The sequence below is a fragment of the Undibacterium umbellatum genome (genome assembly GCF_014284125.1).
Lineage (GTDB): Bacteria > Pseudomonadota > Gammaproteobacteria > Burkholderiales > Burkholderiaceae_D > Undibacterium > Undibacterium umbellatum.
Map to the genome: position 1 here is coordinate 60,359 of NZ_JACOFX010000014.1, position 13,411 is coordinate 73,769.

The following is a 13,411-nucleotide window of genomic DNA, read 5'->3' on the forward strand; positions in this document are numbered from 1 at the left end:
TTGTTTGCCGCGAATTTACTACTGGCATGTGACGCAGCTATGACACTACGGTCGTAATGCAAGGGTCATAATTGGCTTTTATAGTGTGCTCACCAAAATCCATGGAGTGCATATCATGATCAAGTCTGTTGTTCGTACCAGCATAGCCAGCATATTCAGTATCGCTTTGAGTTTGCTGCTGCCACTCAGTAATGCAGTCGCGGCCAGCAATATGGTGCCTGACTATGAGGTGAAGTTGCTGATGAACCCGAATGTTGTTCTGGATGCCGATCACAAACTCAAGAGCACAGTGCTTAGCACCTTTAATATGCCGAGTTCGGTGACCAAGATGAATATCTTGTTCATGGACACCAATGCCAAGGACATTTACGGTAATACCTGGATAGCCAGAATACGCAAGACCGAAGGCGAAAGTGATTTTGAGCTGACCTACAAGAAGCGCTATGCCATAGACAACGGCAATATCACTGAGGCCCTGTATGAAGCCAATGCCGAAGGTTTTGACTCTACAGAAAAAAATTATGAAGCACAGGTTGAATGGGGCTATCAAAAGAAAACCCTGAGTATTTCCAACAGCAAGAAAGACAGCAAATCCGGTTATAGTGGGATGGACTTGCCATCGACCAGTGACTCCCGCAGCCTGCTCAAAAAGAATATCCCCGGCAAGATGGACAACTGGCTGTATAGCGGCTGGGGTAAGTCCATGCTGGATAATTCGCGCAAGTACGGCCCGATACTGGCCAAGCGCTCAGTCGGTACATGGAGTGGTATGACCCTGTACATCGAAGTCTGGCCCATCCTGAACCAGGCTGGTACAGGCACTGACTATATCGTCGAAGCCTCGTTCAAGACCAAGAGTGCAGCTACAGCCTCCGTCAAGCACGATGAATTGCAGGCTTATCTGATTTCGCGTGGATGGTTTGTAGCTGAGGATTCGCTGAAGACCCAATTGATTATGGACAGGTATTAACTTACCTTGAGGCCTTGCCAGCGGGGTGTCATTTCATGCGGCAAGGCAAAAATATCGAGCACGCGTCCGACAGTGTGATCAACCATCTCTGCTATGCTTTGCGGACGGTGGTAAAAACCAGGCAGTGGCGGGAAGATGATGCCGCCCATTTCCGTGACGGCTGTCATATTGCGCAAGTGCGCCAGGTTGAAGGGTGTTTCTCGCACCATCAAGACGAGGCGGCGGCGCTCTTTCAAGACTACATCGGCAGCGCGGGTGATGAGGTTGTCGGACAAACCATGTGCGACCGCTGCCAGGGTTTTCATCGAGCAGGGCGCGATGACCATGCCGTCAGACAAGAATGAACCACTGGCAATGCTGGCACCGACATCGCGCACATTGTGGACGACATCTGCCATGGCTTCGACATCCTTGCGCTTCAAGTCCATTTCCTGATACAGGTTCAGCACGCCTGCTTCCGAAATCAGCAAATGGCTTTCAACGCCGGGGATATTACGCAAGACTTGTAGCAGCCGCACACCATAGATAGCACCTGTCGCACCGGTAATAGCAACAATCAGGCGCTTGCGGGCGGCGACTTCAGTCATGTCTTGCTTAGTCTTTCAACAAAGTCTGCAATTCGCCGCTGTCAAACATTTCATTCATGATGTCAGAGCCGCCAATGAATTCACCTTTGACATATAACTGCGGTACGGTAGGCCAGTTGGAAAAATCCTTGATACCCTGGCGTACTTCAGGGTCTTCCAGCACATTCACCGTGACCATGTTTTGCACGCCGCAGGTCTTCAACAGTTGAATTGCACGACCAGAAAAGCCGCATTGCGGGAATTGGGCAGTGCCCTTCATAAATAAAACTACAGGGTTTGCAGTAACAGTTTCTTTGATCCAGCTTTGTACGTCGCTCATGGCTATCTTCCTTGAATACTTGAATTACGAATACCTGCATTATAGTAGAAAGCCAAATATAGTGCCGCAGCACCGTATTTGGTTGTTGGAAACTTAATGCAAATCAATTTGCAGTTTCTGGCACCGTCAGCTAATAGTGTTACATTAAGCGCTTAATGTCCTAACTAGAGCCAAAAATGGCCATGTTGCTGGAGACCCGTATGCAAATGCGTGACACTGGAATTTCCTCTGGGCAAATATTGTCTGGCCCTGGCATAAGTTCTGCTTCATCTGCCCACATGATGATAGAACAGGCACATGAACGCTCCGCCGCCTATGGCTTGCCGCGCACGGCTGCGCCAGACTATGGCTCTTTGGGCAAGACTGATCTCAAGACCCTGCTGGAACAAAACCGGGTTTTGCATCAGCATGCTCTGCCCGTCATGGAAAACCTGTATGAGCAAATAATCAATACGCACAATATGGTCATCCTGACCGATGTGAACGGGCTCATCATTCACACCCTCGGCGATGCTGATTTCCTGGAAAAGGCGGATAGGGTGGCACTCAGCCCCGGTGTCGCCTGGTCAGAGCGTAGCAAGGGCACGAATGCCATAGGCACCGCCATTGCCGAAAAAACACCCACTATCGTTCATGCAGACCAGCATTATCTTGAAGCTAACAATTTTCTGACCTGCTCAGCTGCGCCTATCTTTGATGTCATGGGCAACGTCATTGGCGTGCTCGATGTGACTGGCGACCAGCATAATTTCCACAAGCACACCATGGCCCTGGTGCGCATGTCGGCGCAGATGATAGAGAACCAGTTATTTGCCTCCTCTTTCCAGGATGCCATCAAACTGAGTTTTCATAGCCGCCCGGAATTCCTGGGCACCCTGATGGAAGGCATTGCCTGTTTCGACGGTGATGGTCGTTTTTTGTCGGCCAGCCGTAGCGGCTTGTTCCAGCTGGGTTTGCCACTATCTGCCTTGCAGGCGCATACTTTCAGTTCCTTGTTTGGCTTGCCAGTGTCTGCCCTGCATGAGCACTACCGCACCGCGACACCGGGTTTGCTGACGCTCTGCCTGCACAATGGCGTGCGCGTATACGCCAAGAGCCAGAATCTCAAACGCCAGTCGGCAGCCGCCAGGCATGTACTGGACAATTCGCGTGAACCGCAGTCGGCAGAAATCAAGCCCAAGCTGTCCAGCCTGCATTATCTGGATACTGGGGATGAACAACTTGCCCGTGCCATTGATAAACTCAAGCGCGTGATAGGCCGTGACATTTCCATACTGGTGACAGGTGAGACTGGCACCGGCAAGGAATTGCTGGCCCAGGCTGTACACAATGATTCGCCGCGCAAATCCGGCCCCTTTGTTGCCGTGAATTGCGCTTCGATACCAGAAACCCTGATTGAGTCAGAATTATTCGGCTATGAAGATGGCGCTTTCACTGGTGCGCGCAAGAAGGGCAATATAGGCAAGATATTGCAGGCCAATGGTGGCACGCTATTCCTCGATGAAATCGGCGATATGCCACTGAATCTGCAAGCTCGTTTGCTGCGAGTCTTGCAAGAACGTATGGTGACGCCGCTGGGTAGCAGCAAATCCATCCCCGTCAACCTGGCCCTGATCTGCGCCACCAACCGCAATTTACGCGAGATGATAGGCAAAGGCGAATTCCGCGATGACCTGTATTACCGTCTGAATGGCCTGGTAGTGCGCCTGCCACCCTTGCGTGAACGCACTGACCTTGATGTTGTCATTAGCAAAGTCCTGGTGACAGAAAGCGAAGGCAGGCAATACAGAATTGCCCCTGCAGTCATGCAGTTATTTCATGCCCATGGCTGGCCGGGCAATTTCCGCCAATTAACGAATCTCTTGCGTACGGCCATCGTCATGACGGATGCCGATATGGAAATCCGTCTCGAACATTTACCCGAGGATTTTCTGGAAGACATGGAAGTGGCATTTGCGCCAAAGGCCATCTCCAATGCTCAAATCACAGCGAGTCTCGATGCGCTGGAAATCGATGCAATACAACGAGCTCTGCAGCTGCATCAGGGTAATGTATCTGCAGTGTCCAAGGCACTGGGCATATCGCGCAATACAATTTACCGCAAGCTGGCAGCTTTGAAGAGTGAATAGTTAAGATTGCGGGCCGTGCAAAACGGCCGTTCCCAGCAAATCATTTTCTTCATCCGTGAACAGCCGCGAGCGTGTCAGGAAACGCTTGCCCGTGCCATTGTCGAGTGAAAACATGCCACCCATTCCCGCTACCACATCTATGATCAACTGCGTGTGCCGCCAGTATTCAAACTGATCACTGCCCATGTAAAACGGCGTGCCATCCAGGTCACCCAGATACACATCGGCATCGCCTATGCCATACTCATTCCTGGCATAACACAGCGGTGAACTGCCATCACAGCAACCGCCAGACTGGAAAAATAATAGCGGGCCGTATTTGGTTTTCAGCGCACTGATAAATTCGAGTGCTGCAGGAGTTGCGGTGACACGGGCGGGGGTAGTGGTCATTTTTTTTCGGTTGTTTTACGTAAAGACCAAAAAGCTCAACACAGAGGCACAGAGACACAGAGAAGAGCAAGAGAAGGCCAAAAAACTTCTTGTATTCTAACTCTGTGTCTCTATAAAAGTAGAGACACAGAGACAAGTCTAGAAATCATCATTACAGGTTTTCTCTTGCCTTTCTCTGTGTCTCTGTGTTGAGAGGTCTTAAATGTCAATCAAAAGAACCCCATCGCATTCGGGTTATAGCTCACCAGCAGGTTTTTAGTTTGCTGATAGTGATCCAGCATCATCTTGTGATTTTCACGTCCTATGCCGGATTGTTTGTAGCCACCAAAAGCTGCATGTGCTGGATACAGGTGATAGCAATTGGTCCAGACACGGCCAGCTTCGATTGCGCGGCCAACGCGGAAGGCGCGGGAGCCGTCGCGTGTCCACAGGCCAGCGCCCAAACCGTATAGGGTATCGTTGGCTATAGCGATGGCTTCTTCTTCATCCTTGAAGGTGGTGACAGAAACAACCGGGCCAAAGATTTCTTCCTGGAAGATGCGCATCTTGTTGTGGCCCTGGAAGATGGTAGGTTTCACGTAATAGCCCTTGGCCAGATCGCCATCCAGCATATTTCTTTCTCCACCGATCAAGAGCTGCGCGCCTTCCTGTCTACCTATGTCCAGATAGGACAGGATTTTTTCCAGTTGTTCCTGCGATGCCTGCGCACCTATCATGGTGGTGCTGTCGAGCGGATTGCCTTGCTTGATAGCAGCTACGCGTTTGATGGCCCTGGCCATGAACTGGTCGTAGATGGATTCCTGTATCAGCACACGTGAAGGGCAGGTGCAGACTTCACCCTGGTTCAGCGCAAACATGGCAAAGCCTTCCAGGCATTTGTCGAAGAAAGCATCGTCTTGTTCCAACACATCGGCAAAGAAAATATTCGGCGATTTGCCACCCAGCTCCAAAGTCACGGGAATGATGTTTTGCGCAGCATATTGCATGATCAGGCGACCAGTGCCGGTTTCACCAGTAAAGGCTATCTTGGCGATGCGCTTGCTGGATGCCAGTGGCTTGCCTGCTTCCAGGCCAAAACCATTGACGATATTCAAGACGCCAGGCGGTAATAAATCCTTGATCAGGTCGATCAGCACCATGATGGATGCCGGGGTTTGCTCTGCCGGTTTCAATACGATGCAATTGCCCGCTGCCAGCGCAGGAGCCATCTTCCACACCGCCATGAGTATGGGGAAATTCCATGGAATAATCTGGCCAACGACACCCAAAGGCTCATGGAAATGATAGGCATAAGTCTGGTCATCAATTTGTGCGACTGAACCTTCCTGCGCCCGTATGCAACCAGCAAAATAACGGAAGTGATCGATGGCAAGAGGAATATCCGCCGCCATGGTCTCGCGTATGGGTTTGCCATTGTCTATGGTCTCTGCGGTGGCCAGCAGGCTCAGATTGGCTTCCATGCGGTCAGCAATTTTATTCAGGATGTTCGAACGTTCAGCCAGTGAGGTTTTCCCCCAGGCTTTCTTGGCTGCATGGGCTGCATCCAGAGCCAGTTCCACGTCTTCTGCGGTTGAACGTGCCACTTCGCAAAATGCCTGGCCGATGACGGGACTGATGTTTTCGAAATATTCACCTTTGACCGGGGCCACAAATTTACCGCCTATGAAATTGTCGTAGCGTTTGGCGAAAGGATTGCTGATACCGAGTTTGCTGATGTCTGCCATGTTCATGATGGTGGTCTCCGTTGTTTGTTAGATGGTGTGCATGTGATGCAACACAGGGATAACAACGCAAACGGCGTGCCATGTTGAAAATGTTTTCCTGACGGGAAAATACAGTGGATGCTGGCTAGAGAGAGGGAGGCGCAGGAGGGGATTTACTAATGCTGCTGGTGGTGAATTGGCTGACGGGGAGAATGTCAATAATCCGGGTGTCACATTATTTCGCAACATTGGTCAGACTGTCACAATTTGGGACAGTCTGACCATTAAGCTTTTTGCTTACTTTTTACTTAGCCACGCAATTTCGCAAACGCCGCAGCCATGGCATTACCTGCAGGTGCTGGTGTCTGAGCTTGTGAGCGATGTTGATTGAGGCGTTTGGCATCGTTGCGGTCACCACGCTGCTCAGGCTTGCTACCCGCTACCGGTGCCGAATCTGTCAGGCGCATGGTCAGGGCGATACGCTGGCGTTTGACATCGACTTCCAGCACTTTCACTTTGACGACCTGGCCAGCCTTGACCACGGTATGCGGGTCTTTGACGAAGGTGTTGGACAAGGCAGAGATATGTACCAGACCATCCTGATGTACGCCGATATCAACGAAAGCGCCAAAGGCGGCGACGTTGGTAACTACGCCTTCCAAAATCATGTCAGGGCGCAAGTCCTTGATTTCTTCAACGCCGTCCTTGAAGGTGGCTGTGGTGAATTCTGGGCGTGGGTCACGGCCTGGTTTTTCCAGTTCGCCGATGATGTCGGTGATGGTAGGTACGCCGAATTTTTCATCGGCATATTTGGCTGGGTTCAGGGACTTCAGCAAGCCAGCGTCGCCGATTACACCTTTTATATCCTTCTTGATATCAGCCAGGATTTTTTCTACCAGCGGATACGATTCAGGGTGGACTGCAGAAGCATCCAGCGGGTTACTCCCATTCATGATGCGCAAGAAACCGGCTGCCTGCTCGAACGTTTTGTCACCCAGACGCGGTACTGCACGCAAGTCTGAGCGTGAATTAAACATGCCCTTGGCATCGCGGAAATTAACGATGCTTTGCGCCACGCTGGACGACAGGCCAGACACACGTGCCAGCAAAGGTGCAGAGGCAGTATTCACATCGACACCCACCGCATTCACACAATCCTCGACGACTGCATCGAGTGAACGTGCCAGTTGCGACTGGCTGACATCATGCTGGTACTGACCTACGCCTATGGATTTAGGATCAATCTTCACCAGCTCAGCCAATGGATCTTGCAGGCGACGTGCAATCGATACTGCACCACGAATCGACACATCCAGGTCAGGCAATTCTTTTGAAGCAAATTCAGAGGCAGAATATACCGATGCACCCGCTTCAGAGACAACAATCTTGGTCAGCTTGAGTTCAGGCTTGAGCTTGATCAGGTCGCCTGCCAGCTTGTCGGTTTCACGCGAAGCTGTACCATTGCCGATGGAGATCAGCGAGACATTATGCTTGGCCGCCAGTTGCGCCAGGACATGCAGCGAACCATCCCAGTCATTGCGAGGCTGATGCGGGTAGATCGTCGCATATTCAACGACCTTGCCGGTCGCATCCACTATCGCTACCTTGACGCCGGTACGCAGGCCAGGATCAAGACCCATTGTGGCGCGTGGGCCGGCAGGTGCTGCGAGCAACAGGGCTTTCAGGTTGCGGGCAAATACATTGATGGCTTCGATTTCTGCTGTTTCGCGCAGCTTGCCCATCAATTCTGTATCGAGGTGCATGAAGACTTTGACGCGCCAGGCCCAGCGTACAGTATCCACCAGCCATTTATCGGCAGGGCGGTCTTTTTGGCTCACGCCAAAGCGGGCAGCGATGCGGCTTTCGCATGGGTTCAGCGGTGCATCCCATTTTGGTTTTTCTTCTTCGCTGTCCAGACGCAGGGTTACGGTCAGCATTTCTTCGCGGCGGCCACGGAACAGGGCCAGGGCGCGGTGGGAAGGGATAGTGCCCAGGGTTTCTGAGTAATCAAAATAATCGGCGAATTTTTCACCGGCTTCTTCTTTGCCGGCAACGACCTTGGATTCGACGATGCCGTGGTCATTTAGGTATTCGCGCAGGGCTTGCAACAGCGTCGCATCTTCGGCAAAGCGTTCCATCAAAATCTGACGCGCACCATCGAGGGCGGCTTTGACATCTGCTACACCAGGGTTGTCGCCACTGTCGGTGGTGAAGGCTGGCTTCAGGTAGTTGGCGGCTTCAGTATCCGGGTTCAGCATCGGGTCGGCCAGCAAGGCATCGGCCAGTGGCTGTAAGCCTGCTTCGACGGCGATCTGGGCCTTGGTGCGGCGCTTCAGTTTGTATGGCAGGTACAAATCTTCGAGGCGGGTCTTGTCTTCGGCATGAGTGATGGCGTCCAGCAATACCGGTGTCATCTTGCCCTGTTCTTCTATGGACGCGATGATGGCAGTGCGGCGGTCTTCCAGCTCGCGCAGGTAACGCAGGCGCTCTTCCAGCAGGCGCAACTGGATATCATCCAGGCCACCAGTCACTTCTTTACGGTAACGGGCGATAAACGGGACGGTTGCACCTTCGTCCAGCAAGGCAACAGCAGCGGCAACCTGAACCGGCTTGGCAGCCAGCTCTACGGCAAGTCTTTGTTCAATCGAAGGCAACATAAATCCAGAATCCAGACATAAAAAAAGCAATCAAGGCGCAGATGATACGCAATTTGTGACTTTGCGCCAGTCTTGACAGGGTAGGCGACTAAGGTTAGAAGATGAAAATTGCTAAAAATGCATATAAAATTAGCTCGGTAGCGGTATTGATTATGCTATTAAGCGTTTATTTATCAACTACTTATCGCTGTCTTCAGATTTCAGGCTTCACTTACCAAGTTTTACAGGAAGATAGTTTTGCTAATGCTAAAGTTAGGAATATTGCCGTTTGTTTTGTTATTTATCTCAAAAAACCATGAAAAATCAGTTTCCTTTTTCCATACTGCCCTGTTCTCGCCTGGTAATCGCCGCCACTTTGTTTTCTTCAGCTTCAGTCGTATTTGCGGTGGAAGATTGTGAAATCAATAAGGAATCTGTCAATCCTGCCAATGGCAGCACCACTGCAGGCAAGACCGGTATCATGAAATGTGTGGACCGGGATACCGGCAAACTGGTGCGCGAGCAGGAATTGCGCGCGGGCGTAAATATCGGTCTGGTACGCTATTACCGTGATGGCGTATTGCTGAAGGAATATAGTGTCAACGAACGCGGCAATAGCCATGGAAAATTGCGTGAATTCGCACCGAACGGGCAAGTGCTGCGTGAAGAGAATAATGAGAATGGCAGTGTGCGGGGCTTGCTGCGTGAATGGTATCCCAATGGTGTGCTCAAGCGCGTTGCTTTTATCGGTGACAATCCCAAAGAAAAAGCCGCTGTCAGGTACACCCCGGACAGGCAGTTAAGTGAAATTGAATGTGGTGAAAAGGCTATGCTGGCACCGCATGCAAATGATGCCGTACTGTGCGGTTTCCAGGGTAAGCCATCGCAGGTGCAGTTGTTTTCCGACAGTGGCCGTTTGCGCAGTCAGTTCACTTTGTTGGCTGGTGTCAGCCAGCAAGCAAGTTATTTCCACGAGAATGGCAAGCCTGAAACTGTGGAGGTGCTTGGTGCCAAACAAAAGACACGCAAGCAATATTCCGACAAAGGTGTATTGCGCAAAGAGACAGTCTGGAATACGGCAGAAAAACCTGTCGTCATCGAGCGGGAAGTTGAATATCACGAGAGCGGTTCAAAATTGCGCGAGCAGCTTTTTGCCATGATAGACAAGGATGGCCGCAGACAAAACAAGCTGGTATCTGATGCCAGTTTTTATCTCAATGGCCAGGCCAAACGCAGTGAGAAATTTACGACAGAAGGCAAGGACGACATCAAGGAAGTGCGCAATTATTTCGATGACGGGAAAATGGCTAGTCTCGAGCGTTATGTGTACGAGGGACGTTATCGTGAACGTCCGCTCGGAGTGCATCAAAGTTTTGCGCAAAATGGCAAACTGCTACGCGAATCCCATTACGATGAGCGTGGCCGCATACATCGTGAGCGCACCTGGGATGAAAGCGGCAAACAATTGACTGATGATATGCTCTATGAAGACGGTTCTCGCAAGGCATACACAAAGTGAGTCAGGCGACTTTCTTACCTGAAATGAGGCTCTAATGGAATTGTTATTCGTCAGCATTGCCGCTGGTATTTTGTTGTTGATTGTGATCCTGTTTCAACTGGCTCTTGCGTGCGGTGCACCCTGGGGCAGCATTGCCATGGGCGGAAAATACCCCGGTAGATTTCCAAATCACATGCGGATTGCTGCCCTGCTGCAGTCGTTATTGCTGGTATTGATCGGCGTGATTATTTTTACCCGTGCTGGCATTATTCTTTCCGCTTATCTGGATTGGTCGCGCATGGCGATTTGGGGTGTCGTTGCTTACTCGCTGGTTGGCAGCATTTTGAATTTGATCACACCCAGCAAGTGGGAGCGCAGGATCTGGGCCCCTGTTGTTCTGGCATTGCTGGCATGTAGTTCTGTCGTCGCATTGTCAGCATGAAATTGCATTTGCAGTTCTGTCATTGCAGATATCTGCGATGCATGCTGGTTTTAATGCAGTGTTTTTGTTGGCCTGGTATCAGTGCGGCTGACTCAGGAAAATTTCAGCAAACACCTGTTTATTTGCATGAGTTCCGGTTTGGAGATGGTGGCAAGGCCATTTACTACCAACTCGAGAAAAAGCCCTGGCAACATGAGTCTGGTAGCAAGAATCTGGCGAACCTGATCTTTGTGATTTCAGGATCAGATTGCATCAGCATGGGGCAGTTCCTGCCGCAATATTTTTCTGGTCTTGAGGGCGAGTCTGGTCCTACGCAGATTTTCATCCTGCACAAGCGCCATATTCTGCCTGCATCCAATGGCAAGGCATGTGGTGATGCCTATGTTCGTGCTGATCATCCTTCGCGCTGGCAGGCAGACCACATGGAATTCATGCGCGCGCAACTGGCTGCATTGAAAGAAGCTGGCAAGAAACCAAAACGTGTCGTTATTTTCGGTATTTCCGAGGGCGCAGAAATGGCGCCCATACTGGCAAGGCAATTGTCCGCCACACATCTGGTATTGCTATCGCACGCAGGGATGAATGCGCTGGATGTGTATGCCGCGTTGGCCCGTCAGCACGCCTATATGCAAGTCGCCTGGCAGCAGTTGCAAACGGGTTTGCAGCGAAAACCAGATGATCCCGACGCGGGCTTGTTGCATGGTCGCAGTTGGCGATATTGGTCAGAGATAGGTCGTATCTCGCAAACAGACAATCTGTTGGCGCTGGACAAGCCGATACTGTTAGGACTAGGGGAAGCTGATCCGGTTATTCCGGGCAAGGCTATTGCTCATTTGCAACAGCAGTTTCAGGCGGCGGGAAAAACTATCGATATACGTCGTTTCCCCGGGGCAGGTCATAGTCTTGTGAGTGATGATAAAAACTATTTGCCTGATTTTATGCATCAGATAGATAATTGGTTATTGGACGCCAAGTGATGGTGACTTTTGCAAAATAAGTGCTGTAGAACACATACATATCCAAACAGTATTATTTTTCCGCGATCCCATTACAACTAGTTACAAGAACTTTGATTTTGTAGCAGTTAATTCCATGACAAAAATGCAAAGCCTTACTATACTTGTTGGCTGTGCTTATGTATGGATAATTCCCTGCCTTCGTTTTGCATTTCCTTTTACTGTTGTTCACCCATAATGATAACCATGCGCCTCTCGACTCTCTCTTATACGCCTATTGTAGCTGCACTGCTGCTGACAGGCTGCGTGACTACGCAAACACACGACAGCAAGGTTGCGGCCTCGCTCTCGGTTGCAAAATCCGGACAGATTGATGAAGCGATCAGACAGGTTGAAGCGCAAACGCAAGGCAACAACAAAACAGATTTGCTGTTGAATCTGGAAAAAGGCGAATTGATGCGCATAGGCAAGCGTTACAAGGACAGTCTCGATGCCTTTGAAGTGGCAGATACCAAGGTGAAAATTTGGGAAGAGACGGCCAAATCTTCTCCGCAAAAATTGATGGGGCAGATCGGTGCCACCATCATGGGTGATGCCAGTCGTGATTATGAAGGTCAGGATTATGAAAAAGTCATGCTGACTACACGCATGGCAATGGATCGCCTGAACCTGGGTGACCTCGACACGGCGCGTGTCGATATCAAACGTACCCATGAACGCGAAGCCGTCATCGCAGAGTTCCGCTCCAAAGAAACAGCGGAAGCCGAAAAAGAGGCCAAAGACAAGGGCGTGGCTTCGACAGGCAAGGAATTGAATGGTTATCCTGTGGAAACACTGAACGACCCCGAAGTCCTGAAACTGAAAAACGGCTATCAGAATGCCCTCAGTCATTATCTCGCCGGATTTGTTTATGAAGCACTGAATGAACCTGGCCTGGCAGCGCCTGGATATCGCAAGGCGATTGAATTGCGCCCGGATTTGCCAGTGCTGGAAGATGGCTTGAAAGGTCTGGATCAGCGTACTAGTTTCCGCCGCAAAAAAGGCGTGACAGATGTCCTGTTCGTGATTGAAGCCGGTAATTCACCTGCACGTCAATCCAAGAAAATTGCTTTTCCCGTGCCAACGGGCCGTGGTCTGGTGACGATTTCTTTTGCCTTCCCAGTGATATATCCAGATCCGAATGCACCGGTGATCAATAGTATTCGTGTCGGTAATCAGGTATTGCCTACGGCACTGGTGACAGACTTCAATGTCATGGCGCGTAAAGCCCTGAAGGATGAACTGCCTGGTATTTACACACGTGCAGCGATACGTGCTGTGACCAAAGGCCTGGTCCAGGATCAGGTGAATAAGAATTTTGGTCCGCTGGCTGGTCTGGCTGCCAATCTGGCAGTTGCTGCGACAGAAAGCCCGGCAGATGATCGTATGTGGCGTACTCTGCCAGATCGCGTATTTGTGGCCCGCGCATTCTTGCCACCAGGCGACTATGACTTGAATTTTGGTAATCGTGGTGATGTCAGTAAAATCACCGTGGATGGCCGCTACATGGTTGTGCCTGTGCGTGTTTATCAGGATAAAACCTATCTGGGTGACCTGGCAAAATTCGGTAGTGTGACGCCTGTGGCACAATTGGAGGCTGAGCCGGAAGTCAAAGCGGTAGCACCTAAGTCAACTGGCAAGTCCAAACCAGTGGCCAAAGCAAAAACAGTGACAAAAACGACTGCCACTGGTACGACCACGACAACAAGCACCAAATAGGTTTGTCAGCACCAAATCCAACT

12 protein-coding genes are annotated in these 13,411 nt (G+C 50.7%); 7 read left to right on the forward strand and 5 right to left on the reverse strand.

All coding sequences use genetic code 11. The features are described from left to right. Nucleotides 1-115 precede the first annotated feature (115 nt). Nucleotides 116-970, forward strand: coding sequence for a hypothetical protein (locus tag H8L47_RS21345; protein WP_186955621.1), 855 nt, complete (start codon nucleotides 116-118; stop codon nucleotides 968-970). Here H8L47_RS21345 and H8L47_RS21350 read toward each other — a convergent pair. Together H8L47_RS21350 and grxD are read right to left on the reverse strand one after the other, a co-directional pair. Next, nucleotides 967-1,557, reverse strand: coding sequence for a UbiX family flavin prenyltransferase (locus tag H8L47_RS21350; RefSeq protein WP_186955622.1), 591 nt, complete (start codon nucleotides 1,555-1,557; stop codon nucleotides 967-969). The genes H8L47_RS21345 and H8L47_RS21350 overlap by 4 nt on opposite strands. 7 nt (nucleotides 1,558-1,564) lie before the next feature. Then, a complete protein-coding gene (gene grxD / locus H8L47_RS21355; RefSeq protein WP_186955623.1) occupies nucleotides 1,565-1,876 on the reverse strand; it encodes a Grx4 family monothiol glutaredoxin in 312 nt (103 codons plus the stop codon). A gap of 281 nt (nucleotides 1,877-2,157) precedes the next feature. Between grxD and H8L47_RS21360 the strand changes: the two genes are divergently transcribed. Next, nucleotides 2,158-4,005, forward strand: coding sequence for a sigma-54-dependent Fis family transcriptional regulator (locus H8L47_RS21360; protein WP_230413858.1), 1,848 nt, complete (start codon nucleotides 2,158-2,160; stop codon nucleotides 4,003-4,005). On the opposite strand, the gene H8L47_RS21365 is transcribed toward H8L47_RS21360, so the two are convergent. From H8L47_RS21365 to H8L47_RS21375, 3 genes are all read right to left on the reverse strand, one after another. Then, nucleotides 4,006-4,395 carry a DUF779 domain-containing protein gene (locus H8L47_RS21365; RefSeq protein ID WP_186955624.1) on the reverse strand — a complete coding sequence of 130 codons (390 nt, stop codon included), beginning with the start codon at nucleotides 4,393-4,395 and terminating at the stop codon, nucleotides 4,006-4,008. 209 nt (nucleotides 4,396-4,604) lie between these two features. After that, the gene (adh, locus tag H8L47_RS21370) at nucleotides 4,605-6,125 is read right to left on the reverse strand and encodes an aldehyde dehydrogenase (protein ID WP_186955625.1); all 1,521 of its coding nucleotides are present in this window, start codon (nucleotides 6,123-6,125) and stop codon (nucleotides 4,605-4,607) included. Between the two features lie 281 nt (nucleotides 6,126-6,406). Continuing rightward, complete coding sequence (locus tag H8L47_RS21375) at nucleotides 6,407-8,755, reverse strand: Tex family protein (protein ID WP_186955626.1); 2,349 nt, start codon at nucleotides 8,753-8,755, stop codon at nucleotides 6,407-6,409. 101 nt (nucleotides 8,756-8,856) lie between these two features. Between H8L47_RS21375 and H8L47_RS21380 the strand changes: the two genes are divergently transcribed. From H8L47_RS21380 to H8L47_RS21400, 5 genes are all read left to right on the forward strand, one after another. Then, nucleotides 8,857-9,054 (forward strand): hypothetical protein, encoded by a 198-nt coding sequence (locus tag H8L47_RS21380; RefSeq protein WP_186955627.1) that lies wholly within the window; start codon nucleotides 8,857-8,859, stop codon nucleotides 9,052-9,054. After that, nucleotides 9,051-10,253 (forward strand): toxin-antitoxin system YwqK family antitoxin, encoded by a 1,203-nt coding sequence (locus H8L47_RS21385; RefSeq protein ID WP_186955628.1) that lies wholly within the window; start codon nucleotides 9,051-9,053, stop codon nucleotides 10,251-10,253. The genes H8L47_RS21380 and H8L47_RS21385 overlap by 4 nt, the downstream gene beginning before the upstream one ends. Nucleotides 10,254-10,287: 34 nt before the next feature. Then, nucleotides 10,288-10,674, forward strand: coding sequence for a hypothetical protein (locus H8L47_RS21390; RefSeq protein WP_186955629.1), 387 nt, complete (start codon nucleotides 10,288-10,290; stop codon nucleotides 10,672-10,674). A gap of 53 nt (nucleotides 10,675-10,727) precedes the next feature. Beyond that, complete coding sequence (locus H8L47_RS21395) at nucleotides 10,728-11,651, forward strand: alpha/beta hydrolase family protein (protein WP_186955630.1); 924 nt, start codon at nucleotides 10,728-10,730, stop codon at nucleotides 11,649-11,651. 225 nt (nucleotides 11,652-11,876) lie between these two features. Next, the gene (locus tag H8L47_RS21400) at nucleotides 11,877-13,388 is read left to right on the forward strand and encodes a COG3014 family protein (protein WP_186955631.1); all 1,512 of its coding nucleotides are present in this window, start codon (nucleotides 11,877-11,879) and stop codon (nucleotides 13,386-13,388) included. Nucleotides 13,389-13,411: the final 23 nt, after the last annotated feature.